30 protein-coding genes are annotated in these 25,931 nt (G+C 55.6%); 20 read left to right on the top strand and 10 right to left on the bottom strand.

Features of this window, described 5'->3' with window-relative positions; all coding sequences use genetic code 11:
- Positions 1 to 18: 18 nt before the first annotated feature.
- Positions 19 to 1,170, bottom strand: coding sequence for a PLP-dependent transferase (locus tag AB9F27_RS19810; RefSeq protein ID WP_335586171.1), 1,152 nt, complete (start codon positions 1,168 to 1,170; stop codon positions 19 to 21).
- Positions 1,163 to 1,933 carry an FCD domain-containing protein gene (locus AB9F27_RS19805; RefSeq protein WP_335586172.1) on the bottom strand — a complete coding sequence of 257 codons (771 nt, stop codon included), beginning with the start codon at positions 1,931 to 1,933 and terminating at the stop codon, positions 1,163 to 1,165. The genes AB9F27_RS19810 and AB9F27_RS19805 overlap by 8 nt, the downstream gene beginning before the upstream one ends.
- 240 nt (positions 1,934 to 2,173) lie before the next feature.
- Here AB9F27_RS19805 and AB9F27_RS19800 point away from each other — a divergent pair, with 240 nt between their 5' ends.
- From AB9F27_RS19800 to AB9F27_RS19750, 11 genes are read left to right on the top strand one after another with little or no spacing between them, the layout of a single operon-like run.
- Entirely contained in the window at positions 2,174 to 2,599 is a 426-nt protein-coding gene (locus AB9F27_RS19800) for an Rrf2 family transcriptional regulator (RefSeq protein WP_335586173.1), read from the top strand.
- 1 nt (position 2,600) lies between these two features.
- Positions 2,601 to 4,238 carry a cytochrome-c oxidase, cbb3-type subunit I gene (ccoN, locus tag AB9F27_RS19795; protein ID WP_335586174.1) on the top strand — a complete coding sequence of 546 codons (1,638 nt, stop codon included), beginning with the start codon at positions 2,601 to 2,603 and terminating at the stop codon, positions 4,236 to 4,238.
- Positions 4,239 to 4,241: 3 nt separating this feature from the next.
- Positions 4,242 to 4,970, top strand: coding sequence for a cytochrome-c oxidase, cbb3-type subunit II (gene ccoO, locus AB9F27_RS19790; RefSeq protein WP_335586175.1), 729 nt, complete (start codon positions 4,242 to 4,244; stop codon positions 4,968 to 4,970).
- Positions 4,967 to 5,134: a cbb3-type cytochrome c oxidase subunit 3 gene (locus tag AB9F27_RS19785; RefSeq protein ID WP_335586176.1), complete on the top strand. Its 168-nt coding sequence runs from the start codon at positions 4,967 to 4,969 to the stop codon at positions 5,132 to 5,134. Before ccoO ends, AB9F27_RS19785 begins: the two co-directional genes overlap by 4 nt.
- Positions 5,131 to 6,003: a cytochrome-c oxidase, cbb3-type subunit III gene (ccoP, locus tag AB9F27_RS19780; RefSeq protein ID WP_335586177.1), complete on the top strand. Its 873-nt coding sequence runs from the start codon at positions 5,131 to 5,133 to the stop codon at positions 6,001 to 6,003. The genes AB9F27_RS19785 and ccoP overlap by 4 nt, the downstream gene beginning before the upstream one ends.
- A complete protein-coding gene (locus AB9F27_RS19775; RefSeq protein ID WP_335586178.1) occupies positions 6,000 to 6,155 on the top strand; it encodes a hypothetical protein in 156 nt (51 codons plus the stop codon). The genes ccoP and AB9F27_RS19775 overlap by 4 nt, the downstream gene beginning before the upstream one ends.
- 10 nt (positions 6,156 to 6,165) lie before the next feature.
- The gene (locus AB9F27_RS19770) at positions 6,166 to 6,963 is read left to right on the top strand and encodes a DUF2189 domain-containing protein (RefSeq protein ID WP_335586179.1); all 798 of its coding nucleotides are present in this window, start codon (positions 6,166 to 6,168) and stop codon (positions 6,961 to 6,963) included.
- Positions 6,924 to 7,160, top strand: a complete 237-nt coding sequence (gene ccoS, locus AB9F27_RS19765) for a cbb3-type cytochrome oxidase assembly protein CcoS (protein ID WP_369758032.1) — start codon at positions 6,924 to 6,926, stop codon at positions 7,158 to 7,160. Before AB9F27_RS19770 ends, ccoS begins: the two co-directional genes overlap by 40 nt.
- Positions 7,120 to 7,353, top strand: coding sequence for a hexameric tyrosine-coordinated heme protein (locus AB9F27_RS19760; protein WP_039004288.1), 234 nt, complete (start codon positions 7,120 to 7,122; stop codon positions 7,351 to 7,353). Before ccoS ends, AB9F27_RS19760 begins: the two co-directional genes overlap by 41 nt.
- Positions 7,350 to 7,625, top strand: a complete 276-nt coding sequence (locus tag AB9F27_RS19755; protein ID WP_335586181.1) for a DUF6522 family protein — start codon at positions 7,350 to 7,352, stop codon at positions 7,623 to 7,625. Before AB9F27_RS19760 ends, AB9F27_RS19755 begins: the two co-directional genes overlap by 4 nt.
- A gap of 8 nt (positions 7,626 to 7,633) precedes the next feature.
- A complete protein-coding gene (locus AB9F27_RS19750; protein ID WP_335586182.1) occupies positions 7,634 to 8,839 on the top strand; it encodes an NnrS family protein in 1,206 nt (401 codons plus the stop codon).
- A gap of 7 nt (positions 8,840 to 8,846) precedes the next feature.
- Here the strand turns inward: AB9F27_RS19750 and AB9F27_RS19745 are convergent, their stop codons facing one another.
- From AB9F27_RS19745 to AB9F27_RS19735, 3 genes are read right to left on the bottom strand one after another with little or no spacing between them, the layout of a single operon-like run.
- Positions 8,847 to 9,533 carry a pentapeptide repeat-containing protein gene (locus tag AB9F27_RS19745; protein ID WP_335586183.1) on the bottom strand — a complete coding sequence of 229 codons (687 nt, stop codon included), beginning with the start codon at positions 9,531 to 9,533 and terminating at the stop codon, positions 8,847 to 8,849.
- Positions 9,534 to 9,572: 39 nt separating this feature from the next.
- On the bottom strand, positions 9,573 to 10,175 hold the full coding sequence (locus AB9F27_RS19740; protein ID WP_335586185.1) for an exonuclease domain-containing protein: 603 nt from the start codon (positions 10,173 to 10,175) through the stop codon (positions 9,573 to 9,575).
- Positions 10,172 to 11,164, bottom strand: coding sequence for an LLM class flavin-dependent oxidoreductase (locus tag AB9F27_RS19735; protein WP_335586186.1), 993 nt, complete (start codon positions 11,162 to 11,164; stop codon positions 10,172 to 10,174). The genes AB9F27_RS19740 and AB9F27_RS19735 overlap by 4 nt, the downstream gene beginning before the upstream one ends.
- Before the next feature lie 238 nt (positions 11,165 to 11,402).
- Between AB9F27_RS19735 and AB9F27_RS19730 the strand changes: the two genes are divergently transcribed.
- A complete protein-coding gene (locus AB9F27_RS19730) occupies positions 11,403 to 12,200 on the top strand; it encodes a sulfotransferase (RefSeq protein ID WP_335586187.1) in 798 nt (265 codons plus the stop codon).
- Between the two features lie 109 nt (positions 12,201 to 12,309).
- The gene (locus tag AB9F27_RS19725) at positions 12,310 to 13,755 is read left to right on the top strand and encodes a TrkH family potassium uptake protein (protein WP_335586188.1); all 1,446 of its coding nucleotides are present in this window, start codon (positions 12,310 to 12,312) and stop codon (positions 13,753 to 13,755) included.
- Between the two features lies 1 nt (position 13,756).
- Here the strand turns inward: AB9F27_RS19725 and AB9F27_RS19720 are convergent, their stop codons facing one another.
- Positions 13,757 to 14,935 carry a replication initiation protein gene (locus AB9F27_RS19720; RefSeq protein WP_335586189.1) on the bottom strand — a complete coding sequence of 393 codons (1,179 nt, stop codon included), beginning with the start codon at positions 14,933 to 14,935 and terminating at the stop codon, positions 13,757 to 13,759.
- A gap of 538 nt (positions 14,936 to 15,473) precedes the next feature.
- On the opposite strand from AB9F27_RS19720, the gene AB9F27_RS19715 reads away from it, so the two are divergent.
- Genes AB9F27_RS19715 through AB9F27_RS19685 form a run of 7 tightly spaced genes read left to right on the top strand, consistent with a single transcriptional unit; the run spans position 15,474 to position 22,170 of the window.
- Positions 15,474 to 16,874, top strand: coding sequence for an AAA family ATPase (locus AB9F27_RS19715; RefSeq protein WP_335586190.1), 1,401 nt, complete (start codon positions 15,474 to 15,476; stop codon positions 16,872 to 16,874).
- Positions 16,858 to 17,958 carry a ParB N-terminal domain-containing protein gene (locus AB9F27_RS19710; RefSeq protein ID WP_335586191.1) on the top strand — a complete coding sequence of 367 codons (1,101 nt, stop codon included), beginning with the start codon at positions 16,858 to 16,860 and terminating at the stop codon, positions 17,956 to 17,958. Before AB9F27_RS19715 ends, AB9F27_RS19710 begins: the two co-directional genes overlap by 17 nt.
- 51 nt (positions 17,959 to 18,009) lie before the next feature.
- On the top strand, positions 18,010 to 18,837 hold the full coding sequence (gene kynA, locus AB9F27_RS19705) for a tryptophan 2,3-dioxygenase (protein ID WP_335586192.1): 828 nt from the start codon (positions 18,010 to 18,012) through the stop codon (positions 18,835 to 18,837).
- 4 nt (positions 18,838 to 18,841) lie between these two features.
- Entirely contained in the window at positions 18,842 to 19,762 is a 921-nt protein-coding gene (locus AB9F27_RS19700; protein ID WP_335586193.1) for a branched-chain amino acid ABC transporter permease, read from the top strand.
- Positions 19,759 to 20,742: a branched-chain amino acid ABC transporter permease gene (locus AB9F27_RS19695; RefSeq protein ID WP_369758031.1), complete on the top strand. Its 984-nt coding sequence runs from the start codon at positions 19,759 to 19,761 to the stop codon at positions 20,740 to 20,742. Before AB9F27_RS19700 ends, AB9F27_RS19695 begins: the two co-directional genes overlap by 4 nt.
- The gene (locus AB9F27_RS19690; RefSeq protein WP_335586195.1) at positions 20,735 to 21,484 is read left to right on the top strand and encodes an ABC transporter ATP-binding protein; all 750 of its coding nucleotides are present in this window, start codon (positions 20,735 to 20,737) and stop codon (positions 21,482 to 21,484) included. The genes AB9F27_RS19695 and AB9F27_RS19690 overlap by 8 nt, the downstream gene beginning before the upstream one ends.
- Positions 21,481 to 22,170 (top strand): ABC transporter ATP-binding protein, encoded by a 690-nt coding sequence (locus tag AB9F27_RS19685; RefSeq protein WP_335586196.1) that lies wholly within the window; start codon positions 21,481 to 21,483, stop codon positions 22,168 to 22,170. Before AB9F27_RS19690 ends, AB9F27_RS19685 begins: the two co-directional genes overlap by 4 nt.
- On the opposite strand, the gene AB9F27_RS19680 is transcribed toward AB9F27_RS19685, so the two are convergent.
- Genes AB9F27_RS19680 through AB9F27_RS19665 form a run of 4 tightly spaced genes read right to left on the bottom strand, consistent with a single transcriptional unit; the run spans position 22,167 to position 25,758 of the window.
- Positions 22,167 to 22,895 (bottom strand): amino acid ABC transporter ATP-binding protein, encoded by a 729-nt coding sequence (locus AB9F27_RS19680; protein WP_335586197.1) that lies wholly within the window; start codon positions 22,893 to 22,895, stop codon positions 22,167 to 22,169. The two genes, AB9F27_RS19685 and AB9F27_RS19680, sit on opposite strands and share 4 nt — an antisense overlap.
- Positions 22,895 to 23,725 carry an amino acid ABC transporter permease gene (locus AB9F27_RS19675; protein WP_335586198.1) on the bottom strand — a complete coding sequence of 277 codons (831 nt, stop codon included), beginning with the start codon at positions 23,723 to 23,725 and terminating at the stop codon, positions 22,895 to 22,897. The genes AB9F27_RS19680 and AB9F27_RS19675 overlap by 1 nt, the downstream gene beginning before the upstream one ends.
- An 11-nt stretch (positions 23,726 to 23,736) precedes the next feature.
- Positions 23,737 to 24,555 (bottom strand): ABC transporter substrate-binding protein, encoded by an 819-nt coding sequence (locus AB9F27_RS19670; RefSeq protein ID WP_335586199.1) that lies wholly within the window; start codon positions 24,553 to 24,555, stop codon positions 23,737 to 23,739.
- Between the two features lie 48 nt (positions 24,556 to 24,603).
- Positions 24,604 to 25,758 carry a fumarylacetoacetate hydrolase family protein gene (locus AB9F27_RS19665; RefSeq protein ID WP_369758037.1) on the bottom strand — a complete coding sequence of 385 codons (1,155 nt, stop codon included), beginning with the start codon at positions 25,756 to 25,758 and terminating at the stop codon, positions 24,604 to 24,606.
- Positions 25,759 to 25,931 lie beyond the last annotated feature (173 nt).

The following is a 25,931-nucleotide window of genomic DNA, read 5'->3' as shown; positions in this document are numbered from 1 at the left end:
GCGTCTTTTTATGCCTTTTTAGGCCGCGCTTTGGCTCAGGGCGGCACTAAAGTCCGCCCAAAGATCTTCTGGATCCTCCAACCCAAGGCTGAGTCTGACCAGCTGGGGAGAAACACCAAATTTTTGCATCGAATTTTGCTCACCAGCTTGGGCTAGGCCCACTTTCGCTGGTAGAAGAAGGCTCTCAAACCCGCCCCAACTCACGCCAAGGCGAAAGTATTGCAGCGCATCCGAGAATTTCGGAATGTCCACGCTTTCGTCGAATTCAATCGACATCAAGCCGCTTCGTCCCGTCAATCCGGGCACGTGGTTCGCGCCGGGGCTGTTGATTTTGCGCACCTGCGGCAGCGAGGCAAGGCGATCGATAAACAGGTTCGCCGTCGCTTGATGTTGCATCATCCGCGCGTTGAGGGTGCGCATTCCACGCACCAGCAAGAAGGCCTCAAACGGCGCAAGTTTCGCCCCCAAGAGTGGCAGCGTCAGATCACGAATTTTCCCGATATGCTCAGCGGAAGACACCACGACACCGGCCACAGTATCCGAGTGCCCCGAGATGTATTTCGACGCCGAATGGATAACGATATCAATGCCCAAGGTCAGCGGGTTTTGGAAAACAGGCGTCGCCCACGAGTTGTCGATCATCGTCAGCGTACCGTGCCGCGCGGCATGTCCCGCCACTTTCGCGAGGTCAACGGACACGAAAATAACCGAACTTGGGCTTTCGAGATAAGCAATCTTGACCCCTTTCAGAAGGTCAGGATCATCCTCAAACGCACTGGCGGTATGATAGGTTGTTTCAATCCCAAAGGGACGCAACATCTGCTCCATAAACTTGAACGTGTCCGGATAAACATGCTCAACACAGGCCACCCGATCACCAGGTTTCAGGAACGCAAGCAAGGTCGACGTAATCGCCGCGATGCCGGAGGCAAAGCCAACTGCGGCCTCGCCCTTCTCGGCTTTTGCCATCAATCCTTCAAACGCCGCTACGGTCGGGTTTTGCACACGGGTATAAATCGCCGTATTTGTGCGCCCCGCCATCCGGTCCTCAAACGCCTGATAATTATCAAACGCAAACAGCGACGTTTGCACGATTGGCGGCACAATAGAGCCGTGTACATCGTCAAGAACGGAGGCAAGCAAGGTGGATATATTGTCGCTTTCAACCATTATAGGTCTCCATAATCTCGCGGACATTTTGTTCTACTAAGTTCATAATCTCATCCGTAATTCTCGCAGCGGCATTTTCGTCATTGGCAATTACCGCATCTGCGAGCCCCAAATGCAGGGGAATTGAAGCTTGGCCCAAATGTGGTTGGCCAAAGGGTGTTTCGTAAATTTCGTTAAAGCCTTGCTGAATTTGCCGAATGAGTTGTCCGAAAAGCGGATTTCCCGAGGCTTCGTGCAAAGCGCGGTGAAATTCGTAATCTGCCGCGCGCCAATCGCCGCCAGCGTCATAAATGCGCATCAGTTCCAAAACGCGTCGATAAATTTCGCGCTTTTGTTCGTCATTCGCATAGCGTGCGGCCAAGCGCGATGTCTCGATTTCAAGTGGTCGGCGCACGGAATGGGTCCGCAAAAGGCTCTCGGCTTCGAGCTTGAGCGTCACAGGCATATGGATGGAATTGGACCAGACTTCGGCGGCCAACCGTGTGCCCGCCTTTTTGTTGCGCGTCACGATCCCCATGTTTTGCCATGCGGTCAAAGCCTCGCGCACTTTGGCACGCCCAACTCCCAGTTTCTGGGCAATCTGAACCTCGGGCGGCAAGCTATCCCCAATCCCCAAACCCGCGCGTTCAATCATTAAGGACAGCGCATCCAGCACGTCACGCTTACTGTTGCCCGCTTCTAATAAATCGAGCGCTTGGGCGACTTGTTGCGCCCGATCTCGTTTTGATTGTTGCGTTTGATCTGGCAAAACCGTGACCCCCATGAACCTTCTGAAGTAACGCTACGATATAATGTCCGACAAAATCAAGTATAATGTATGACAAAATATAATCATGTATTTTCATTAAGTTAGAAAACAATAGGCTCTATTTTTTGCCAAACCCCGTCACTGACCAAAAGTGATTCGAAAAGATCTCACCGCCTGCCGAAGCAATTCCTGCTTGCATTCTTGGCTCGCTCTGATAATAGGTACTATAGATACCTATTTAATGCGGAGCCCTTCATGCGCCTCACCTCCTTCACCGATTACGGCCTGCGTATGCTTATGCGTATGGCAAGCGCCCCAGAGCGCGCGTTTTCGACCGCAGAATTGGCGGATGAGTTTGAATTGTCGCGCAATCACCTGACCAAAATCATGCAACGACTGGCTGCGGGTGGCATCGTCACAACCCGTCGTGGTAGTGGTGGTGGAGCGACCCTGGCACGGGCGGCCACGGACATTCGCCTCGGGGAGCTTGTAAGGTTGCTCGAAGATGGCCAGCCGCTTGTTGAATGCTTTGGCGCGAGTGGTGGCGATTGCACAATCGACGGGCGCTGTCGGTTAAAAGCCAAACTTCGCTCCGCCGAAAGGGCCTTTTTGGCTGATCTTGATCGCGAGACATTGGCAGATATCGCCCTCGCCCCACTTGTTACCCCAAAGGAATTTTAGCATGACCGCAGCCGCAACACTCAGTCAATCTGAACGGCGGGTCGGCTTTGGCCTCGCGGTCGCTCTTGTCCTCCTTGGCTTGCTCATGGCCGCAGGCGCGCGTCACGGCGTGATGGCGGTTCATGGCACAATGGCCATGGTTTTAGGCCTGTATCTGGTTTTTAGCATCGGCGGCGCCTTCTATGATCCTGAACCCAACGCAGATCGTGCCAACCAATATTATGACCGGCCCACGCGGTTCGGAATCCATATGACGTTAATCTGGGCCATTCTCGGCATGGGGGTCGGTGTTTGGGTCGCCGCCCTTCTTTATTGGCCAGAAGCAACGCCCGCCGTCGGCTGGACCAGCTTTGGCCGCTTGCGCCCCGTACACACAACCAGCGTGATTTTCGGCTTTGGCGGTAACGCCCTGATTGCCACGTCTTTCTACGTGCTTCAGCGCACGGCCCGCACCCGTCTCGCGGATTCCATCAGCCCTTGGTTCATCCTCATCGGCTTCAATCTATTCTGCGTTTGGGCTGTAACGGGCTACCTAATGGGCAGCACCCAATCCAAAGAATACGCCGAAGCCGAGTGGTATGCCGATCTGTGGTTGGTCGTCGTTTGGGTGATCTATTTCACCCTCTATATCCGCACTTTGGCCCGCCGCCATGAGCCGCATATTTACGTGGCGAACTGGTACTATATGGCCTTTATCCTCGTTGTTGCGATGCTGCATATTGTCAACAATCTTGCCCTACCTGTGAGTTTTGGTGCCGCCGATAGCTTCACCATTTGGGCGGGGGTTCAGGACGCCATGATCCAGTGGTGGTATGGGCACAACGCCGTCGCGTTTTTCCTGACCGCTGGGTTTCTGGGGATGCTCTATTACTTCCTGCCTGTCCGCTCTGGGCGTCCGATTTGGTCATATCGCCTGTCAATCGTCAGCTTCTGGGGCATCGTGTTTTTCTATATCTGGGTTGGCTCGCACCACCTGCATTACACCGCCCTTCCCTATTGGGTTCAGACCCTCGGCATGACGTTTTCGATCATGCTTTTGGTGCCGTCTTGGGCGTCTGCGGGCAATGCCATCGCCACCCTAAACGGTGCGTGGCACAAGGTACGCGATGACGCGACTTTGCGGTTCATGTTCGTCGCAGCGGTGTTCTACGGGCTCTCAACGTTTGAGGGCTCCTTCATGGCGATCCGTCCAGTGAACTCCCTAAGTCACTATACCGATTGGACCATCGGACACGTGCATTCCGGCACGCTTGGCTGGGTTGCGATGATCATCTTCGGCGCGATCTATACCTTGGTGCCGCAAATTTCGGGCCGTGAAACCATGGCCTCGCCGCGTGCGATTGAGTGGCATTTCTGGCTCGCCGTAAGTGGTACGCTGATCTACGTGATCTCAATGTGGAACGCGGGGATTACGCAGGGTTTGATGTGGCGGGCCTATGACGAAAGCGGCGCGCTGTCCTATAGCTTCGTTGAGTCGGTTCAGGCGATGGCTCCCTATTATCTGCTGCGCACAATCGGGGGGCTGATGTTCCTGACGGGCGCGATAATCTGTGCAGTAAACTGCTGGGCCACGTTCCGCTCTGCGGACCCGTTGCACGAACCGCTCGATTTTCCTCTCAAGCCACAAGCGGCGGAGTAGACCATGTTAAAGCTGCATTATAATCTTGAAAAAGTCTCCATGGGTCTGGTTGTGGGCATCATTTTTGCCGCCTCCATCGGCGGCATCGTGGAAATCGCGCCTCTGTTTGTGATCGACGAAACCATCGAGGTGCCAGACGATATGCGCCCCCATACACCGCTCGAGTTGGCGGGGCGCGAAATCTATATTCGCGAGGGATGCTACGCCTGTCACAGCCAAATGATCCGCAGCCTCGCCGATGAGTTGGACCGTTACGGCCCCTACTCCCTCGCCGCCGAAAGTGCCTACGATCACCCGATGCTGTGGGGCTCAAAACGCACTGGCCCCGACCTCGCGCGGCAAGGCGAAAAATACTCCGACGACTGGCACCGCCTGCATTTGATCAATCCGCGCGACGTGGTTCCCGCCTCGATCATGCCCGCCTATCCGTGGCTTATGGAGCCGCTCGACACCGAGCTTTTGGAGCGCCAACTCGCAACGCTCGCCCGTCTAGGCGTGCCCTATAATCCCGACATGATCGCGTCGGCCCTTACCGATGCAACGGCCCAAAGCCAACCGGATTCCGACAATGTCGACGCCCTGCTTGAACACTATGGCGATGATATTGCGGTCCGCGCATTTGATGGCGACCCATCGCGATTGACCGAAATGGATGCGGTGGTGGCCTATCTGCAATCCCTCGGCACCCTGACAAATGCGGCCTATGAAATCCAAGCGGGAGACGTCGAATGACCTACGAAACCCTCGTTGTTGTCGCCAAAATTTTCGGCCCGATCTGGATGATGGGGTTCTTCCTGATCGTCGTGATCCGCGCCTATAGTCCCAAACGCCGCGCCGAGCATGACCGCGCCGCCCGCTCCATCCTCCCCGACCAATTGGAGGAGGAAAACCAATGAGCGGCCCCCATCACGAGCCCCCTGAAGTCGATCCTGTCACCGGCTATGAAACCACTGGCCACGATTGGAACGGCATTAAGGAACTCAATACCCCGTTTCCGAAAATCGTGATTTGGGCGCTGGTGCTAACATTTCTATATGCCGTCATCACTTGGGTGCTTTTGCCCGCGTGGCCCATCGGCAAGGATTACACGCGCGGTCTTCTTGGCCTCAGTCAGGAGCAACAGGCTCTCGAAGGCTTGCAAGATTTGGACGCAAAACGTAGCGATTGGATGACGCAGTTTGATACCGAAGATGTCGCGCACCTTCGCGACGATGCCCCCCTGATGGCGCTCGCCATGCCCGCGGCCAATCGCCTGTTTCTGGACAATTGCGCCGCCTGTCACGGTACCGAAGGGGGCGGCGGACCGGGGTTTCCCGCGCTGAATGATGCCACTTGGCTTTGGAGCAGCGACCCTGAAATTATCGCCGAGACCCTGCGCGTCGGCATCAATGCCCCGCATGAGGACACCCGTTTTGCGGAAATGCCCGCGTTCGATTGGATGGAATCCGACGAACTCACCGCCCTTGCCGATCTGGTGTCCACCCTGCCCGCTGGCGCGATGAACCCCAACGCCCCCGCGACCCTCCTGTTTGAGGAAAACTGTAGCGCGTGCCACGGCGAAACTGGCGAAGGCGGGCTGGAAAACGGCGCGCCCTCCCTCACGGACGCTGCCGTTATTTATGGGCAAGACCCGCATACCGTCCTGCAAACATTGCGCAACGGGCGACGGGGCGTGATGCCATCTTGGTCGGATCGCCTCTCCAACGCCGAGATAAATCTGCTCGCGCTTTACGTTGTCGAATTGGCACAGGAGGCACCCCAATGACCGCAACCTCACAGCGTAGATTGGCCATAATAGCGGCCGTGGCTTTTGTCGGAATTTTCATCGCGGCCAACGCGCATTTCATTTCGGTGGCCTTCTTGTCGCAACCCGACTGCACCCTTTCGGCGGCCCCCGCCGCCAAACCCGCCTGTTGAAGGATCTGACATGCTAGAACCTCTCCCAACGCTTCGCGCGCCTGAAAAACCGGAATTGATCTTTGCCCGCGCCCTGCCCGCGCGCGCGGCTTTCACATGGTTGGCCGCAGGTTGGAACGACTTGCGCGCGAGTCCCGTTTCAAGCCTCGCCTATGGCGTCCTGCTCGTTGCGCTCTCTTATGTCGCGCTTTGGGCTTTGGCCGCCGCGGGTCTGCTTTATCTCGCACTCCCCGCCATCGCTGGTTTCTTGATCATCGGTCCCTTCCTCGCCCTTGGCCTCTATGAAAAAAGTCGCGCACTTGAATCGGGCGACCCCGTCTCCCTCTGGCGCATGGTGCTGGTGCGCCCCGCGTCGTCGGGACAGTTGGCCTATGCGGGTCTATTGCTGGGGCTATTGGTCCTTTTCTGGCTCCGCGCCGCCGATTTACTCTATGCGCTCTTCTTCGGCCTCACCCCTTTTCCCGGCGCCGAAGTGGCCTTCGCCAACGTTCTGACAACAGGGCGCGGATGGTCGCTAATTCTGGTCGGCGGCGCGGTTGGCGGCCTTTTCGCGGGTTTCGCCTTCGCTCTCAGCCTGTTTTCCATACCAATGATGCTCGCCCAAAAACGCGACGCCCTTACGGCCTTGGGCCTCAGCTTCTCCATGACCCTGCAAAACCTCCCCGCCGCCCTCACTTGGGGGGCGATCATCGCGGTCGGACTTGCAATAAGTATGGCAACGGGCCTGCTCGGTTTGGCCGTGGTTTTCCCCGTCCTCGGGCACGGCACATGGCACGCCTACCGCGCCATTTGGAAGGACGCGCAATGAGCCTTCTTGTCCTTATTCCCCTTTCCATCAGCTTCGGCCTGATCGGTGTCGCCGCCTTCTTTTGGGCGTTCCACAACAACCAATTCGATGATCCCCAAGGCAATGCCTCGCGGGTATTGCTCAAGGATATTCCCCCTCGAACAAAAGGACAGAAACATGACAACTTGGCTCCCCACCCTGATCACAAAAACTCCTGAAGAGGGCTATGAACTGGCCGTCAAACTTAGCCGCGTCGCGATAAAAATGACCCAACCCGACGCCAGCATCCGCGAAAAATTGCGCTCCGAATATGCCGTCGACCCCGATGCGCTGATCGCCTCAAGCCAGATTGTCGCCACCCATTTCGCCACGGTCGCCGCCGCCAACGGCTATTGGAGAGACGCATCATGACGCAGGTCGAAACCAATGAAGACGGTTTTGTCGTCGACGCCACCCTGCTTGCGGAGGCCTTCAATCTTGAGGTCACCACCGTTCAGGCGCTGATGCGCAACGGCGAGATCACCTCCCTAAGCGAAGCTGGCATTGACGAAGATCTTGGTCGTGCGCGCCTCACCTTCCATTACCGCGACCGCGTCGTGCGTTTTGTCGTCGATCAGGCGGGGAACATTCTCAAACGTGCAAGCTTCCCTGCCACCTCCCGCACCCCAAAAGACCAGCAATAGGCTCTAATATGAAACAGACAACCTCCGAACAAAGCCGCCAATGGCAAGGCCCCGCCGTATTCTCCTATGGCTTTCGCCCCTTCTTCCTGTTCGGAGCTCTCTGGGCGGTATTGGCGATGGTCCTCTGGATTTTGATGCTGTCGGGCAACCTCCAATTGCCAACCCACCTCGACCCAATTTCATGGCATGCGCATGAATTCCTGTTCGGTTACCTCGGCGCGATCATCGCGGGGTTTTTACTCACCGCAGTGCCCAACTGGACAGGCCGCCTCCCGGTCGTCGGCTGGAATCTAGCCGGCCTCTTCGCGCTTTGGCTTGCGGGACGTATTGCCTTGGCCAGCGCCGACCTCTGGCCCACAGGCTTCGCGGCCGCCATTGATCTGTCCTTTCCCATCGTACTGGGCGGCGTTATCCTGCGCGAGATTATCGCTGGTAAAAACTGGCGCAATCTGGTGGTCCTCGCCCTTCTATCGGTCTTCATTCTAGCAAATCTGCTGTTCCACATCGAAGCCGCACGCGGGGAAATCGCCGCACAAGGCTACGGGCTTCGGATCGGTATCTCTGCTGTGGTCCTGATGATTTCCGTCATCGGTGGGCGCGTCGTCCCCTCTTTCACCCGCAATTGGTTGGTCCAGAAAAAAGCCACACGCCTCCCCGTCCCCCCAATGCAACGCTTCGACAAAGCAACTCTTCTGGCCACGGTTCTCGCACTTCTGTTGTGGGTTTTCGCGCCAGCATTCGCCCTAACGGGGATCGCCCTCCTGATCATCGGCCTGCTGCATTTTGCCCGCCTTATCCGCTGGCAAGGGGCACAAACCTTGGCCGAACCGCTCCTTTGGGTCCTGCATCTTGCCTACGCTTTCCTCCCCCTCGGCGCCGTTCTGGAGGGATTTTCGATCCTTCGGCCCGATCTTTTTCCCGCCATTGCCGCGCAACATTTGTGGATGGCGGGCGCGTTTGGCCTGATGACTTTGGCCATGATGACCCGCGCCACATTGGGCCACACTGGCCAAACCCTACGCGCGGGACTCGGTACTGTGGCAATCTTTGCGTGTCTAATCGGATCGGTCATCGCACGCCTAGCCGCCGCATTTTACAGCGACGCGGCCATGACCCTCTATTCCCTCTCCGGTGCACTCTGGATTGCGGCCTTCCTCGGCTTCGCTCTCTTTTACGGCGTGGCCCTCATGAAACCAAAACCCGCGCGTAAATAGGCGCGGATCACATCACCCGCAAACCAAGTTGCCCAAGCAATTCCGCTGCCTGTTGCCGAGAAATCACCGCGCCCTTAAAACGCCGCGCATCCGTCAACTTCACCCCGCCCAAATCACACCCCCGCAAATCTGCGTTCTCAAATCGACAGTCCGACAAGTTAGCATCGCGCAACGAACACTCGTCCAAAACCGCATCCCGAAAATCGCACGACCTCATATCGGCCTCGCTAAAATCAACTTGCTTGAGGGTCATTTTTCGAAACGAAAACTTCGGCAAAATGGCAAGAACCAGCAGAACTTCCTCAAGCACGAGGCTCATCGCCTTCGCATCCGTGAGGTCAACGCCCGTCATTTTGCACCGCAGGATTGACGCGCCGTTAAGCGTCGCGCCCAGAAAACTGGCGTTGCTAAAATCGCCGCCGTCTATCGTACCTTCCAGCAAATCAGCGCTCAGAAAACGCGACCCCGCCGCGCGGCACCCCTTGAACGTGGCCTCCTCAAGATGCGCGCCGTTGAAGGACGCCCGCGCCAGATTGCACCGCTCAAACCGCCAGCCCGCCATATCAAGTTGCGACAAGTCCATGCCTTCAAGATCGCACCCGATCAGCGTTGCCGGTTGCCCGTCGCCGCTTATGCGCTCGATTTCCACTCGCGTGGGGCGACAATCCGTGAGAGTGGTTTCGTTCAATTCCATGCCTCAAAATCCCAGAAAAATTTATACCCAACAAGTCTGCTAAAACGGAAACGAAAGTTGCCGTTCCTTCTTAGAAAGGACCAGCGCCTCAAACCCCATTTCGAGGTATTCCTCCGCATGCAACACCACCAAAGCCGCCGCGCGAGCGTCTTCTCCGGCGTCGTGATGCTCAAATTCCAGCCCCAAAATTTTCTTGAGATTGCCAAGCCCGTGCCCGCCATTGCCCTTTAATCTCGGCCACGTTCGCCGCGCAATCCCAACGCTATCACTCCACTGCAATGCGGGGTCGGGCAGGCCATTCTCGGCACAAGCTGCGTTAATGGCGTTCTTGTCGAAATTACTGTGCTGAATCAGGTGATGCCCCGCCAAAAGCGGCAGCAACCGCGCCCATATTTGTGGGAAAAGCGGTGCGTTAGAGACTGTTTGCGCATCAATCCCATGAAGTTCGGAGTTGAAAGGCTCAAATGGCATTTCAGGATTCACATAGGTGGCGTAGCACTGGATATGATTGTCGGGTTGCACACAGGCAATCCCGATCTGACAAATGCTCGCCGCATCGCCATTTGCCGTTTCCACATCAAGCGCAATAAAGCGGAACGCCCCCTGTGGAACGTCTCTAACCCGTGTGAATTCGGCGTTCACTGGCGCAACCCGGTCAGAATCTCCGCCGCAATTTTAAACGACTTCATCCGCGCCGCGTGGTCATGGATCATCCCCGTAATCATCAATTCATCGGGCTGAAAATTGTCAATTATCTGTCGCAACTGGGATTCAACCCGCGCGGGTGATCCTGTCGCCGAACATGACATCGCTTGCTTCACTTGGCTCAAAACGGCGGCGGGAACTTCCGCCGAAATATCCTTAATCGGCGCGGGTAATTTCCCCGGATTTCCTGTGCGAAGCCGCGCAAACGCCAGCAATTGTGACGTGCGAAGATACTCCGCTTCCTCGTCCGTGTCCGCCGCACAAACCCCTGCGGCCACAATCGCATAGGGCTTGGCCAAAAACTGCGAGGGTCGGAATGTTTCGCGATAAACGTCCAGCGCTTCGCCCAACATCGCAGGTGCAAAATGGGAGGCAAACGCATAGGGCAGGCCCAAATAGGCCGCGAGTTGCGCACCATAAAGGCTCGACCCCAAAATCCACACGGGAACCTGCGTCCCTTCCCCCGGAATTGCCCGCACTTTGGCCCCCGCTTTTGGCGCGTCAAAATAGCCAATTAGCTCCTGAACATCCTGTGGAAAACTATCTTCAGGGGTCATATGTCGGCGCAACGCCCGCGCCGTTTCCATGTCTGTTCCGGGCGCGCGCCCTAACCCAAGATCAATCCGATCAGGGTAAATCGTCGCCAGCGTGCCGTATTGCTCGGCCACCATCAAGGGCGCGTGATTGGGCAGCATAACGCCCCCTGCCCCGATCCGCATTTTGCGCGTCGCCGCCGCCACATGGCCGATCACCACCGCGGTTGCCGCACTGGCAATTCCGGGCATATTGTGATGCTCCGCCAACCAATAGCGATGATACCCCGCCGCCTCGGCAAGCTGGGCCAGTTCAACCGTATGCGCAATGGCGTCGGCCGCAGTTTTACCCTCGGGAATGGGCGACAAATCGAGTAGGGAGAAATGATGCATTGAATGTGTCCTTTAGGTGGAACCTAAGGACGACACTCTCCAAAGCCAAGGGGCGGACCTACATTTGGGCGGAAAACACCACGTTGTATCAAGACTTATGCATACCGACGCCCAAGAATCCCGACTTTACAAAAACCCTTTTGCGAATTACCCGTATCCGTGATTGTTTATCGTGGGAAATTGCAACCTCATTTTCCCTGAACCGGATTAATGAAGCTCCAAAAGAGAAGTGCTAAACATGCATCCCATTGACGAATCTCAACCTGTCATTTTTGTTGGCGGCGCTCCTCGCTCTGGAACAACTGTTACGCACCATCTCATCTGTACTTCGGAAGATACCAATCCTTACCATTCCGAAATTAGTTTCATATTACCCTTTATTCAGTCCTATTGGACGGGGATGGACAATTGGGATAATCATACCAAGACCTTTTTCGCCGAGCCCGAGCATTTCCGGTTACACAGCCGCCACCACGTTGAACTCGCGCTTGCGCATGTGAGCAAAGTATTCGACGACCCCAAGATTTTGACCGTAAAAGACCCGGCGATGACACCATATTTTTCTGAAATAAATGCACTTTTGCATGGCCGGGTAAAATTTGTGACAACCGTGCGCCACCCCTACAATGTGGTGCGTTCGCTTCAGGCGGTAAATGAAAAATCCGGCCTCGTTTTTGGTGTGGATGAGGTCAAACAAAGTGCTGAAGTCTATATGAGCACCTATCACCACATCGACCATCCTGGTCTTAAGGATGTTCTTTTTGTGCTTCGCTATGAAGACATCCTGCAAGAAAGCGTTCTTGACGCTTTGCGCGCTTTTACAGGCTTATCGGACATCGATCCTGACAGACTTGGCATTCATAACCCTGATCCCGACGCCGCCCTCAACGAAAACGACCCGTGGTATTCCCCAAAATATCATGCCAAAATTGACATCAGAAACCGCTTAAGCCCCCTAGATCCTGAGTTTCGCGCGATCGTCAATGAGATGTGTCGGCCGATGATGGAACGCTTTGATTATCACGATGAAACCTAGATTTTAACGTATCGCGATGTGGTGTGGCAAAATTCCTTGCATACCCTTCCTTGTGCGATAATGTTGTCCAAACCATCCCCCTGTCCCAGTAGCTTTGCAAAGGCGCTAAATGGAACTTCGCCCCGTTGCAAATATTATCGGAATCCTCGCAGGGATAATGGGGGCGCTCATGTTGGTTTGCGGGGCCGTTGATGCGTATTTTGGCGGCCAACCGGCGTCCGTATTTACCATGATGGGCGCGATCACCATCCTCTTTAGCCTCCTCACGTCGATCGCCACCTCTAACCACCAAAGTAAGTCCCTCGGGCGGCGGCAATCCTTCCTTTTGACTTCACTCGCTTGGGTCGTTTTGCCTGTTTTTGGCGCCCTGCCCTTTATCTTCGGCGCGCCCGACACAACCATCGTTAACGCGTATTTTGAGTCCATGTCCGGCATGACAACCACCGGATCCACGGTTTTTTTCGGCCTCGATGAAATGCCTGAAGGTGTGTTGCTTTGGCGTGGTATTTTGCAGTGGCTTGGCGGCTTGGGGATCGTCATTGTCGCGATGATTTTCCTGCCCACTATGCGGGTTGGGGGGATGCAATTCTTCCTGACCGAAGGCTTTGATACGCAAGGAAAAGTTTTGCCTCGCGCCTTGGATATCGCGAAATCCCTGTTGGGAATTTACATCCTCCTCACCGTCATTTGTTTCGTCGCTTACGTCTATTTCGGGATGCGATATTTCGATGCCCTCGTGCATGCGCTCACCACAATTTCCACGGGTGGTTTCTCAACCTCCGACCAGTCTTTCGCAAAATTTACGGGGTCACTAGAGTATGTTGCGACGGTCTTTATGATCCTCGCCAGCCTCCCTCTCATCCGCTTCGTTCAGATCCTAAGCGGTCAGGCCAACCCCCTCCTCAAAGATATCCAAGTCCGCGCCTATTTTCGTTGGATTCTCGTGTCCGGTGGCTTGGTCTTTTTCTATCGCTGGACCACCAGCACCGACACAGCAGAGGCCACATTTCGCGAAACCTTCTTTAACCTCGCGTCGTTGTTTTCGGGCACTGGCTACACCAGCGTCAATATCGCCGCATGGGGCAGCTTTCCCCTCACGGTGATTATTCTGGTCGGACTGATCGGCGGTTGCACCGGCTCCACCGCCTGTTCGATCAAGATTTTCCGCTGGCTGGTCCTCATCGAATGCGTCAAAGACCAACTCCGCCAACTTCGCTATCCCCATTCCGCCTCGCGCCCAAGCCTCGATGGTCGCCCCCTCAGTCAAGACGTAATCGTCTCTGTTTCGGCGTTTTTCGCGTTTTTCATCCTCACTATGGGGGTCATCGCCGTCGCCCTCTCCCTCACCGGATTGTCGCTCGAAACCTCGATCACGGCCGCTTGGACGTCGGTCGCCAACATCGGCCCCGCCTATGGTCAGGCCGTCAGTGGCACAGGATCGATGGAGGCTTTCCCCGAAACGGCAAAGTGGATCATGATTTTTGGTATGTTGGCGGGGCGACTTGAAATTCTGTCGCTCTATGTTTTGGCCTCGCGCCGTTTCTGGGCTATTTAGGTCACTCTAAGCCGTCGAAAATTTCGGGGTTAAACTCTTCCCAAAACGCAAAAATCGCAACCGCATTTTGCGCGGACATCCATCCGTGGCGTTCAAAATCTTGCCGTTTTGGAATTTCGGTCAGACTCGCGAAAAACAGCCGTTTATCGGCGTCCCTCTGCGTTGGAGTACGGGCAGCTGAATAGTCTCTAACACGCCCCAATCGTGCCGCGCGGGCCGACATGACAGGCACAGGTTTTGTATCTGGTTCCGCCGTATAATCATCACGAAGCGCCGCCGCGAGATAGCGTTCAGGGCTTTTCACACCACCCTGCCCCGCCACATAATCAAGCTTGCCTTGGATCACCGTTTCACCGTGTTCCGTTAACCATTGCCGCGCCAAGCGGTCACTAATCCCCATCCCCCGAAGCCGGTCATACACGGGCGCGCGGCGCAGCCCTGCCCCATCGTCCAGATCCAAAATCGATAGTTGCGGGTTTTTCTGAATGGTAAAGCGAATGTCGCTCACCGCCCGCCCCCGTTTGCGCACTTCTGGTGTCACCAGAATATTACTGCTGCGGTTAATTTCCGAAACGGCTGGCTTAATAATTTTGGCGTTCAGGTGTTTATAACTCTCATAATATTCGCTATCCGCAACCCCCATCAGGCGGCGAAACATCTCAAGCGGCCACCATCCGGTGCTGCCCGTGCGATGAAACCGATAGCAATTTTCATAGAGCGCCAGTGCGTGACCGCTGGTAAATTTGCGTTGAATGTTCAGGTTAATCAGCGCAAAAACCTTCGGGTCCGCCAGTTTCTCGGCAAGCGCGGGCGAATAGGCATACTCGCAAATCCCGTCCTTAAGTTTGGCATAACTCAACAGGCTCGATACGCCCCATTCCTGCTTGCCCGCCGCATCCAACATATCCCATTCCGCCACCGTTTCCGCCAACCCGCGCAGCGATTGTTTTAGCGTATCAAAGTCGTTGGAATTATATCCCACCAGCATACAGAGCGTGCGCGCATCAATTTGAAATACCTGCTGTTGGGTCAGAGTGTCATAGGCATTCAACAGCAAAACATTCGAGAGTTTGCGTTGCAAGAGCGTCAGTTTTCCCGACACATGAATCGCCGCCACGTGCTTTTTCACCGCCCCCCGTTTGAGCGCGCCGGTTAATTTATCCTTCGGTATGTCCTGCATTCTGTTGCCCTGTACGTGCAAAATTCGGCGCTCAATGGTATATCTCTTTGGATAGTTACCAGGACTTTACCTCAAAAGGAACCTCTTCACAATCCGGTTTGGGATACCTTAACAGGGAAGATTGTGGTCCCGTAGACGGGTTCCTTTCACGCTGATCCGTCCAGTCTCACACTGCCAAAGGTACCAATTTACAGGACAGGGGTACGCAACTACCTTCATTGATTCTCCCAAACAGGCTCTAACGCGACAATTAGATACTAAAACCGCGAATCGGTACCTTACATCCCGTATTCCAACACCTTTCGTCCCGTATCAGGGTCCCTTTGCGCCTGTAGTCGGGCACTCAAATCCATCTAACCAACTGTAATAAATATATTTATCTGAATTAAAGTCCTTAAAGATTCTATATATTCTTAAAGCAAAGGGGGCTGTGTTTCATCTATTTATCTGTATTCAGGAAAGATTGATTCCCAAACGGCCTGTCATGTGAGATAAAAACCGCAAAGACGCGTAATTTAGCAAACATCGGTGAATCAAGATGACATCCTCTGGTAAGTCTCCCCTGCCCCCCTACTTCGGCATCGATCCAGCCCGAGCAGAAGCATCTCTTTCTCAGCCTATAGATACCGCCCGATTCGCGAAAGCTGCAGCGTTCGCCTCGAAGGGGCGCGATGAACTGGCGAAAAACGGTCACGCTCCGGATGGTAAAAAGCGGCTTAGAAAGTTCTCCACATGGGAAGTCTGCCGCTATCTGATCCCCGTCGCCCCCGCCCATTTTCGCCGTGTCCTCAAGGCCCATCCAGACCTGCCCCAAGGTGCTGGCGAAAGCAATTCCAAATGGTTCTCCCTCTTGGATGTGATGGCCCTGCGCGAGCATTTCGCCACCGAAGGCGCGGCCAATCGCGAATACCGTCCCTATCGCCCCAAGGGACTTCCGGCCAAGATTATCGCGGTCGCGAACTTCAAAGGCGGTGTTGGCAAAACCTCCACCTGCGCACATCTCGCCATGAGTGCGGCTTTGGATGGCTACAAAGTCCTCGTCATTGATCTCGATAGCCAAGGCTCAATGACCTCGATTATGGGTGGCACCGTTCAAGATGAATGGAGCACCGCCTTCCCGATTATGGCCCGCGATTATGCCCGCCACGTTGAAGAAGAAAACAAAGTCCGAAAAGCAGGTGGACAGCCCGAACTCCCCCTTGACGAAACCTTAACGGAAGCGCTGCAGGTTTCGCCGCGAAACCTCATCCAAAGCACCCACTGGCCGAACATAGACTTGATAGGCGCTCAGCTCAATCTCTACTGGGCAGAGTTCCAAGTGCCCGTTTGGCGGATGCAATCGCGATCCTGGCCGCTTTGGGATGCCCTCACGAACGGCCTCGAAGAAGGCGGAATCCTTGACGAGTATGACATAATCCTCCTCGATACCCCCCCTGCCCTCGGCTATCTCACAATCAATGCCCTCGCGGCAGCTGACATCCTTCTGGTACCTCTAGGAGCATCGTTCCTTGAGTTCGATTCCACGGGTCGATTTTTCGACATGCTCTATTCGACATTTGCCAGCATCGAGGATGGTGAAAATAGCCAGCGGCGCAAGCTTGGGTTGGAGGATGTGAAGTTTGAATGGGATGCCGTGCGGACGTTGATAACGCGTTTTGATGCCGCTCAGCAGACTGATCTCGCGAATGTTATTCAGGCTTATTTCGGCGACTTCATGACCACGTTTCGGCAGGACTTGACCGCAATGGTTGGGCAGGCTGGCGAGCAGGTGAATGGGATTTATGAAGCGGATTATCGCGAGTTCAATCGCGATACCTATGTGCGCGGGCGAGAGACATTTGACCGAACGTGGGCCGAGGTGAAAGAGATCGTTCTTGCTGCGTGGTGGCGGGATGAGAAGATGGCAAAACAGGAGACGGACGATGGCCAAGCGACGTAAAGTTATTGCGCCAAGCGCGGATGAATTAGACAAGATTGAAGCAGAGTTTCGTCGCGAAACCCTTAATCGCCCGAACGCAGTGGTCGCGCCAATTTCACAAGTTGCGGCGGATGCCGCGCGCGAACATGCGGGAATTTCGGTTGAGGGGCGTTCAGAAATGGCGCGCGATAAGACGGATGCTAATGCGCATCGAGACGCCAAAGGGCAGGGGCGTTTGATCGAAGATATCGCGATCGAGAGCATCGCCGAAAACTCCATGGTGCGAGACCGGATGGTTTTAGATGCGGCGGAAATGGACGAGTTGAAGCTGTCCATTTCGGCGCACGGGTTGAGGCTCCCTGTGGAGATTTATGCGCAGGATGGTGCGGCGCAACCCTATGGGCTGATCTCTGGATTTCGACGCCTTCAGGCGGTGCGCGACCTCTACGCGTTAACCAAACAAGAAAAATACGCGACGATTAAGGCGTTGGTCCGTGAACCGGAGGCGCTTGGCGGAGCGGTCACGGCGATGGTTGAGGAGAACGAAATTCGCGCGTCGCTGTCGCATTTTGAGCGTGGGCGCATCGCGGTTATTTCGGCACAGCAAGGTGTTTTTGCCAGCACGGAGGCGGCCGTTGATGCGCTGTTTAGTGCGGCGTCGAAAGCGAAGCGTTCCAAGATTCGATCTTTCTCTCTGATCTTTGAGGAGCTCGGCGACCTGCTTGTGTTTCCAGAAATGCTGCGGGAAAAAGATGGGCTTCGGCTGGCGGCGGTTCTGCGCAATGGGGCAGAGGCGCGGTTGCGTGAAAATCTGGCCCTAGGGCAGGAGCGGGGGCAATGCCAGTCCGCAATCGAGGAATGGGCGCTTCTGGAAGAAGTTGTGCTGCAATACGAAAATGACGCACAACCAAAACCCAAGGGCGGGCGGCCAAAACGGGTGACGGGATGGGAAGGGGCGGATACGCTGCGCCTTTCGACAGGGGTTACCTTGCAGCGACAAAGTGATAGCCAAGGGCACCTTATTCGGATTAAAGGCGCACGTGTTGATAGTATTTTGGTGGAGGAAGCCATGCAATATCTTGCGCAGTTATTTGAAAAAGGTTAAATTTTTCAACGAGTTAAAATTTTTTAGACCAAAGTTAAGTAAGGGCAGACAGTGACAGATCGAAACAAAGATGGTGCCAAAACCGATTTTTCAAAATCCATGTCCTATGGCGACTATCTTGGACTGGATAAGCTGCTAACGGCGCAACATCCCCTGTCCAAGGCGCCAGATGAATTGTTGTTTATTATTCAGCATCAAACGTCTGAACTTTGGATGAAATTGATGCTACATGAATTGGATACAGCGCGCTCGGCAATTGCCACGGACAACCTTCAGGAGGCGTCCAAAATGTTGGCGCGGGTGTCGCGGATCATGGAGCAGCTTAACAATGCGTGGGATGTTTTGCGCACGATGACGCCCAGCGATTATACAACGTTTCGCGAATCCTTGGGGCATAGCTCGGGGTTTCAATCGGCACAATATCGGCTTGTTGAATTCATTTTGGGGAACCGAAATACGGACATGATGAAGCCCCATGCGCATGACCCGAAAGCGATGGAACGACTTGAATCCGAATTGCACAAAAAGAGCCTATATCAGGAAGTTTTGTGTCTAGCGGCGCGGCAGGGGATGGATATTCCGACCGAAACGATTGGCACGCCTTCGAGGACGCCGCATTGCGAAAACGATGCGGTGCGGGCCATGTGGGCGCAGGTATATCGCGATCCGAAAACCTATTGGTCGCTGTATGAGGTTGCCGAAAAACTGGTCGATCTGGAGGATTATTTCCGGCGCTGGCGGTTTAACCATGTCACCACTGTCGAGCGGGTGATTGGATTTAAGCGCGGAACGGGGGGCACGGCGGGCGTGGCGTATTTGACGAAAATGTTGGCGGTTGAGCTGTTTCCCGAGCTTTGGCGCGTTCGGACAGACCTTTGATCTCATGAGTTTGGTTCTCCTGCTTGAGCAGATATTAAATGGCCTCCAATTCGGCATCATGTTGTTTCTGATGGCCGCAGGATTAACGCTTGTTTTTGGCGTTATGGGGCTGATCAATTTGGCGCATGGCTCGCTTTATATGGTCGGGGCCTTTGCGGCGGCGGCGGTTGCCGGTTGGACGGGATCGTTTTTGCTGGCTTTGGTCGCGGCGCTTGCGGCCTCGGCGGCTGCGGGGGCATTGATGGAAATTGTGGTTTTGCGGCGATTATATGCGCGGGATCATTTGGATCAGGTGCTCGCGACATTCGCGTTGATTTTGATTTTCTCGGAGGCGACGCGGTGGGCCTTTGGCTCGTTCCCGCTTTTCCTCAATATCCCCGAGGCGCTTTCGGGGCCTGTGACCCTTCCTGGAGGGATGCAGTATCCACTGTATCGGCTGGTTTTGATCGGGATTGGCTTGGCTGTTGCGGCGGGGCTTTTCCTGTTGATTTCGCGCACACGGCTGGGCATTCAGATTAGGGCAGGGGAGAGCGACCGCGAAATGATTGCCGCCCTTGGTGTGGATATAAAAAGGCTCTATACCGTGGTATTTGCCATTGGCGCGGCGCTGGCAGGGTTTGCGGGGGCCTTGGTTGGGGCGATTCAGTCGGTTCAGGTTGGAATGGGCGAACCTGTGTTGATTTTGGCCTTCGTCGTGATCGTTATCGGCGGAATAGGGTCGATTAAGGGGGCGTTGATCGGGGCGATATTGGTGGGCTTGACGCAAACTTTGGGCGCGTTGTTCTTGCCGATGATTTTCGCGCTGTTTATGGATCCATCCGCGGCGGCCTCGATCGGGTCATCGCTCGCGTCTATGTCGATCTATATTTTAATGGCGGTGGTTTTGGTGATGCGGCCGACGGGCCTGCTTGGGGTGCGGGCATGACGCGGGAAAAGATGTTAAACGGAGCCGTTTTGGCCGGGCTTTTGGCTGTTCCACTGTGGGCCTATGGGGCGGATGAGCCGTTCGTGATCACACTTGCGACGAAAGTTGCGATTTTGGCATTGGCGGGGGTCGGGCTGAACATCGCGCTGGGGCTTGGCGGGCTTGTGAGTTTGGGGCACGCGGCGTTTTTTGGGATCGGTGGTTATGCCATGGGCATCCTTGCAAGTCATGCGCAGATTTATACGCCGATTTTTTCGGGCGCTGTGGTGATTGAGGGCACAAATGTGATGCCCGTTATTTGGCTGGTCGCGGTGATTGCGGCGGGGTTGGCGGCCTTGGTGATTGGGGCGATTTGTCTGCGGACGACGGGCGTTTACTTCATTATGATCACCCTCGCATTTGGCCAGATGTTTTACTATTTCGCCATAAGCTGGCCCGCGTATGGCGGTGAGGATGGGTTATCGATCTATGTGCGCAATGGCTTTCCGGGGTTGAATACTCTGGACCCAATCCAGTTTTTTGCCATCACTTTTGTTGTGCTCATCGCGGGGTTGATTGCGGCGTCGGCGATTGCCAAGTCGCAGTTCGGCTTGGCGCTGAATGCTGCGCGGCAATCGCCGATTAGGGTCGAAACCGTGGGGATTTCAAGATACCGCGTGCAACTGGTGGCTTTTGTGATCTCGGGGATGATGACCGGATTGGCGGGCGCGCTTTTTGCTGATCTCAACCGTTTTGTCAGCCCGACGATGTTTAGCTGGCAGACGAGTGGCGAGATCATGGTGTTTGTGATTTTGGGCGGAGTAGGGCGGCTTTTTGGGCCCGTGATTGGCGCGGCGTTGTTTATTGCGCTGGAGCATTTTCTTGGCGGGTTGAGCGAATTCTGGCACATCTATCTGGGGGTTATCTTGCTGGGGATTGTATTGTTTGCGCCGGGGGGCGTGACCGGGATTTTAGTCGGTCGGGAGAAGGCGCATGACTGACCCGGTTCTAAAAATAGATGGGATTAGCAAGAGTTTTGGGTCGCTGAAGGCGTCGAACGCTATTTGTTTGGACCTAAGGGCGGGGGAGATCCATGCACTTATTGGGCCAAATGGAGCGGGGAAATCGACCCTAATTAGGCAGATTGCGGGAGAAGTGGCTCCGGATTCTGGGCGGATAATGCTTGGGGGTGAGGATGTGACGGCGCTTTCTGTGGCGCATCGGGCCAATCGCGGGTTGGCGCGGACATTTCAGGTTTCGGCGTTGGCGATGGAAGATACTGTGCTTCAGAACGCACTGCTGGGGGCAGTTGGGGCGCATGGGCGGGCGTACTGGCCGTTTGGGGCCGTGTTGCGCCACAAGGGCTTGCGAGAGCGCGCTGAGGAGGCGTTGAAGCGCGTGGGATTGATGGAACACGCAGCGACACGTACGTCGGAGCTTTCGCATGGTCAAAGGCGCCAGCTTGAAGTTGCGGTGGCGTTGACCCTGAATCCGCGTGCATTTGTAATGGATGAACCCATGGCGGGGCTAGGGACGCAGGGGAGTCTTGCGTTGACGGAATTTCTTGACGGGTTGCGAAATGAAGCACCGATTTTAATGGTCGAACACGACATGGACGCGGTTTTTGCGCTAGCGGATCGGGTGAGTGTTTTGGTCTATGGCGAGATTATTGCCACGGGAACGGTAGCGGAAATACGCAGCGATAAAGCGGTGCAACGGGCCTATTTGGGAGAGGACGCATGACGTTGTTGTCTTTGGACCATTTGGCCGCGTCATATGGCGCGACGCAGGCCTTGTTTGATGTGTCTCTAACGCTGGGCGAAGGTGAAGTTTTGGCGCTTATGGGGCGCAACGGGATGGGGAAGACGACGACCGTAAAAACCATCTGTCGGATGCTGCCGATGACTGCGGGTCGTCTTTCATTTTCGGGACAGGATTTGCAGGGATTGGCATCGCATCAGGCGGCGCGTTTAGGGATTGGGCTTGTGCCAGAAGGGCGGCGGTGTTTTGGGAATTTGACTGTCTATGAGAACCTGATTGGAGCGGCGCGGAAGGGCGCGTGGGATTTTGAGGCTGTGGTGCGGTTATTTCCACAGTTGGAGGAACGAAAAACGCAACTTGCGGCGGTTTTATCGGGCGGCGAGCAGCAGATGTTGGCGATTGGGCGGGCGTTGATGACGAATCCGAAGTTGTTGATTTTGGATGAGGCGACGGAGGGGCTTGCGCCGTTGGTGCGACAAGAAATCTGGGCTTCGATTGCGCATTTGAAGGGGGAAACCGGACTGGCAATTCTGGTTGTGGATAAGTCGATCAAAGAACTGTCGGCGATTGCCGATAAAGCGGTGATTTTGGAGCGCGGCGCCAGTGTTTGGGCCGCATCAATGGCGGAATTGACGCCAGAAATCACAGCGCAATATCTGGGCGTTTAGAGGACCGAGGCGAGGAATTTGCGGGTGCGTTCGGATTTTGGTGCACCGAAAATTTGCGCGGGTGGGCCTTCTTCGATGATTTTGCCTGCGTCTAGAACGCATATGCGGTCGGCTGCTTCTTTAGCGAAACCCATCTCATGGGTGGCCAAAATCATCGTCATATGTTGGGATTTCAACACGCGCAAAACATCCAGAACTTCGGAGACAAGTTCGGGATCGAGGGCGGATGTAACCTCATCAAACAGCATGATTTCGGGGCGCATTGCGAGGGCGCGAGCGATGGCGACGCGCTGTTGTTGGCCGCCCGAAAGTTGATCGGGATAGGCGTGCATTCGATCACTTAGATTGAAGCTCTCGAAAAGGGCAGTGACCTCGGGCAGCAGTTCGGCGCGGGTTTTTTTAAACACACGGCGGGGTGCGAGGAGCACGTTTTCCAGCGCGGTCATATGGGGAAAAAGATTGAAGCTCTGAAAGACCAAACCGATTTTTTGACGAATGGGTTGAGGGGTGATTTGGGGGAGGGAAATATCGGTTTCGTTGAACCAAATTTCGCCATCCTCGATACTCTCAAGCAGGTTAATACAGCGTAATAGGGTCGATTTTCCCGATCCAGAGGCCCCGATCAGACAGATCATCTCGCCGCGCGAAATTTCGAGATCAATGCCGCGCAGAACCTCGGTTTCGCCGAAGGATTTTGTGACGTTGGAGAGGCGGAGAATCGACATTAACTGCGGGCCTTGTTTTGTTTTGCGATCAAGTGATCGGCGTAGCGGGTCACGGGGATTGTGACCGCCAGAAAGATCAGCGCGGCACCGACATAGGGGGTGAAATTGGCGAGGAGGGATTTGTAGACTCCCGCTTGGCGCAGGATTTCAACGGGGCCGATGAAGGATAGGAGGGCGACGTCTTTTTGTAGGGCGACGAGCATGTTCATATTGGCGGGAACGACGCGGCGGATGGCTTGGGGGAGGACGACGTCGCGCATCATGTCGCGGTGGCTCAGGCCAAGGGATTTGGCGGCGGAGCGTTGGCTGTCGTGGATGGATTCGATGCCCGCGCGGAAAATCTCGGCGACATAGGCGGAATAGGTCAGGATGAGGGCGAGGGAACCCCAGATATAGGGACTATTCCAAGGGCGCGGCAGCCCTAAGCCCGGAATACCGAAGCCGATGAGGAAGATGATAAGGATGACGGGGACGCCGCGAAAAATGTCGGTATAGAGGATGCCGAAGACGCGGAGAGGAAAGAGGGCAGGGGCGCGGGCGTCGCGCATGAGGGCGATGACGAGGCCAAGAATGGCGATGGCGGGCGCGCACCAGAGGAAAATCGTGATGTCCCAGAGGAAGGCGTTGAGCAAACCGGGGAAGGTTTCGATGAGGATTTCGCCGTTGAAAAAGCTTGATTTTACGCGGTCCCAACCAGGGGTGAGGGGGACGAGGAGTACAATTAGGCCGACCACAATGAGTGTGCTGAAGGTGGAAATCAGCAGCGATTTGCGGTGGGCTTTGCGCTCAAAAGTTCGGCGGGCCGTGAGGCCCGCGCGTGGATTTTTCATCGGAATTACTATTATTTAAGGACTGGCACGCCAGTGGTTTCGGCCAGCCATTTGGCCTCGATTGCGGCAAGGGTTCCGTCGCTTGTCATGGCGGCGAGAGCTTCGTTGACGCAGGGTTTAAGCGGGCTGCCTTCTTCCATCAGGAAGCCGAATTGATCGGGGTTTTCGCTGCGATCGGCGGGGAATTGACCCAAGAGGGCACCGTCATCGAGGACAACTGCGCTGAGGTAAAGGGCGGTTGGGAGGTCGAAGATTGCGGCGTCGATTTGGTTGGCTTTCATGGCTTCGACGACGTTGATGTTATCGTCGTACAGCAGGGGAGACTCGTCGGGCGCGATCACTTCGGTGACAGTGGAAAGTGCGGTGGTAGAGCCCATAACGCCCCACTTTAGGCTCTTGAGCGAGGCGATTTCGCCCGTTGCGCCCGCGTCGATTGTGGGTTGGCGCACGAGGACGGCCATGGCGGCGGAATAGTAGGGGTCGGAGAAATCGACAACTTTTTCACGGTCAGCGGTGATCGAAAATTGTTGCAGGTTGATGTCGAAGTTTTTCGCGCCAGGTTGGATGGATTGATCGAAGGTTGCGGAGGTCCAGACAACGGCGTCGCCTTCAAAGCCCATGCGTTTGGCGACCTCATAGGCGACGGCGGATTCAAAGCCTTCGCCGCTGGTTGGGTCGTTGTCCATCACCCACGGGAAATAGGCCGGATTTCCTGTGGCGACTGTCAAAACGCCATCGGTGAGGGTTTTTCCGGCGGCACAGGTGTCGGCGAAGCTTGCGGTGGAGGCCATGAAGGTTGTCATCAGGGCTGTTGTTAAAATGCGTTTCATATCCGTCCCTAGGTTTTTGAGTTTTGCTAAGTTTAGGCGGTAGCAGGGTTAAAGCAAGTCGCGTTTGGCGAGGTTGCGCATCAGGTGGCTGATGCCGAAGGTCCATTCGGTGCAGTCGGTGGAAAGGCGCACCGTGTTGGTGAGTGATCCGAGGCCTTTGGAAGAGATGGTCACGACGTCGCCGAGGTGGTGGGTGAAGCCCTCGCCGGGGGTGTCGCGGTCTTGTGTCGGGGCGAATAGGGTTCCGAGGAAGAGGACGATTCCGTCGGGGTATTGGTGGTGCCGTCCCAAGGTTTGGGCCACGAGGTCGGCGGGCGCACGGCTGATTTCCTTCATAGAGGAATGGCCGGACAGCACGTAGCCGTCTTCGCCGGTGACGGTGAGGTCGAGTTCGGCGGAGTGGACGTCGTCGATAGAATAATCCGCGTCAAATAGGCGGAACATTGGGCCGATGGCGCAAGAGGCGTTGTTGTCTTTGGCTTTAGAGAGCAAGAGGGCGGAGCGGCCTTCGATGTCGCGCAGATTGACGTCATTGCCGAGGGTTGCGCCGAGGATGCGGCCTTGGGAGCAGACGAGCAGGACGATTTCGGGCTCGGGATTGTTCCATTTTGAGATCGGGTGCAAGCCGACGTCAGCGTTGGGGCCCATGGAGGAGAGCACCTGTGCTTTGGAGAAAACCTCCGCATCAGGGCCGATTCCGACCTCAAGATATTGGCTCCAAAGACCCTCTTTTATCAGGGCTTGTTTGACGGCGGCGGCCTCGTCGGAGCCTGCTTTGATGTCGCGCAGGGAGTCGCCGATCAAGGCCCCGACGCGGGCGCGGATTTCTTCGGCGGCGGCGGGGTTACCCGCGGCGCGTTCTTCGATCACGCGTTCCACCATCGAGGAGGCGAACGTGACGCCACAAGCCTTGACGGATTGCAGGTCGCAGGGCGCAAGGAAATGGGTTTTGGAGAGGTCGCCCGCAGGGACGCAGGAAATTTCGGCGAAGGCTCCGAGATCGTTGCCGTGGGCTGCGCGCACATAGGCGGCGGGGTCGGGCATTTCGCAGATATCCCGCACCATTGGCGCGGCTTTCTGGGTGATGTCGATGACGCGGCCTGCGCGTAAAGTCACGACGCTTGGACCTTGAACCTTGGCGTTCCAGACGCGCCCGACAAAAAGTCCGGCTTGGTCGTTGTCAGAGAGAAATGGTGTCACGATACGCTCCCGAATTGATTAACACGGAGATAACGCGGAAACGGGGAGGGGGCAATGACTTGAATGCGCCGGTTTTCCAAGCGATGGAAATAGTGGTGGCGCAAGGGGGGGCGACAGGCTAGCCTTTGGCAACGGTTTTAATTGTCAGGAGAAGAATGGTGGGGAAGACAATCATC

Origin of the sequence: Falsihalocynthiibacter sp. CO-5D18, assembly GCF_041205445.1 — a bacterium.
Taxonomy (GTDB): Bacteria; Pseudomonadota; Alphaproteobacteria; order Rhodobacterales; family Rhodobacteraceae; genus Falsihalocynthiibacter; species Falsihalocynthiibacter arcticus.
The sequence above is the reverse complement of the archived record's forward strand: the minus strand, read 5'-3'. Positions and strand labels throughout refer to the sequence as shown.

Bases quoted from the DNA above. Each gene is read 5' to 3' on its own strand.
- AB9F27_RS19725 (WP_335586188.1), top strand. From the start codon at position 12,310: ATGGAACTTCGCCCCGTTGCAAATATTATCGGAATCCTCGCAGGGATA.
- AB9F27_RS19810 (WP_335586171.1), bottom strand. From the start codon at position 1,170: ATGGTTGAAAGCGACAATATATCCACCTTGCTTGCCTCCGTTCTTGAC.
- AB9F27_RS19805 (WP_335586172.1), bottom strand. From the start codon at position 1,933: ATGGGGGTCACGGTTTTGCCAGATCAAACGCAACAATCAAAACGAGAT.
- AB9F27_RS19715 (WP_335586190.1), top strand. From the start codon at position 15,474: ATGACATCCTCTGGTAAGTCTCCCCTGCCCCCCTACTTCGGCATCGAT.
- AB9F27_RS19770 (WP_335586179.1), top strand. From the start codon at position 6,166: ATGCTAGAACCTCTCCCAACGCTTCGCGCGCCTGAAAAACCGGAATTG.
- AB9F27_RS19685 (WP_335586196.1), top strand. From the start codon at position 21,481: ATGACGTTGTTGTCTTTGGACCATTTGGCCGCGTCATATGGCGCGACG.
- AB9F27_RS19680 (WP_335586197.1), bottom strand. From the start codon at position 22,895: ATGTCGATTCTCCGCCTCTCCAACGTCACAAAATCCTTCGGCGAAACC.
- AB9F27_RS19735 (WP_335586186.1), bottom strand. From the start codon at position 11,164: ATGCATCATTTCTCCCTACTCGATTTGTCGCCCATTCCCGAGGGTAAA.
- AB9F27_RS19675 (WP_335586198.1), bottom strand. From the start codon at position 23,725: ATGAAAAATCCACGCGCGGGCCTCACGGCCCGCCGAACTTTTGAGCGC.
- AB9F27_RS19695 (WP_369758031.1), top strand. From the start codon at position 19,759: ATGACGCGGGAAAAGATGTTAAACGGAGCCGTTTTGGCCGGGCTTTTG.
- AB9F27_RS19690 (WP_335586195.1), top strand. From the start codon at position 20,735: ATGACTGACCCGGTTCTAAAAATAGATGGGATTAGCAAGAGTTTTGGG.
- AB9F27_RS19755 (WP_335586181.1), top strand. From the start codon at position 7,350: ATGACGCAGGTCGAAACCAATGAAGACGGTTTTGTCGTCGACGCCACC.
- AB9F27_RS19670 (WP_335586199.1), bottom strand. From the start codon at position 24,555: ATGAAACGCATTTTAACAACAGCCCTGATGACAACCTTCATGGCCTCC.
- AB9F27_RS19730 (WP_335586187.1), top strand. From the start codon at position 11,403: ATGCATCCCATTGACGAATCTCAACCTGTCATTTTTGTTGGCGGCGCT.
- AB9F27_RS19700 (WP_335586193.1), top strand. From the start codon at position 18,842: ATGAGTTTGGTTCTCCTGCTTGAGCAGATATTAAATGGCCTCCAATTC.
- AB9F27_RS19750 (WP_335586182.1), top strand. From the start codon at position 7,634: ATGAAACAGACAACCTCCGAACAAAGCCGCCAATGGCAAGGCCCCGCC.
- AB9F27_RS19745 (WP_335586183.1), bottom strand. From the start codon at position 9,533: ATGGAATTGAACGAAACCACTCTCACGGATTGTCGCCCCACGCGAGTG.
- ccoO (WP_335586175.1), top strand. From the start codon at position 4,242: ATGTTAAAGCTGCATTATAATCTTGAAAAAGTCTCCATGGGTCTGGTT.
- AB9F27_RS19760 (WP_039004288.1), top strand. From the start codon at position 7,120: ATGACAACTTGGCTCCCCACCCTGATCACAAAAACTCCTGAAGAGGGC.
- ccoN (WP_335586174.1), top strand. From the start codon at position 2,601: ATGACCGCAGCCGCAACACTCAGTCAATCTGAACGGCGGGTCGGCTTT.
- AB9F27_RS19800 (WP_335586173.1), top strand. From the start codon at position 2,174: ATGCGCCTCACCTCCTTCACCGATTACGGCCTGCGTATGCTTATGCGT.
- AB9F27_RS19775 (WP_335586178.1), top strand. From the start codon at position 6,000: ATGACCGCAACCTCACAGCGTAGATTGGCCATAATAGCGGCCGTGGCT.
- ccoP (WP_335586177.1), top strand. From the start codon at position 5,131: ATGAGCGGCCCCCATCACGAGCCCCCTGAAGTCGATCCTGTCACCGGC.
- AB9F27_RS19785 (WP_335586176.1), top strand. From the start codon at position 4,967: ATGACCTACGAAACCCTCGTTGTTGTCGCCAAAATTTTCGGCCCGATC.
- AB9F27_RS19720 (WP_335586189.1), bottom strand. From the start codon at position 14,935: ATGCAGGACATACCGAAGGATAAATTAACCGGCGCGCTCAAACGGGGG.
- AB9F27_RS19710 (WP_335586191.1), top strand. From the start codon at position 16,858: ATGGCCAAGCGACGTAAAGTTATTGCGCCAAGCGCGGATGAATTAGAC.
- ccoS (WP_369758032.1), top strand. From the start codon at position 6,924: ATGGCACGCCTACCGCGCCATTTGGAAGGACGCGCAATGAGCCTTCTT.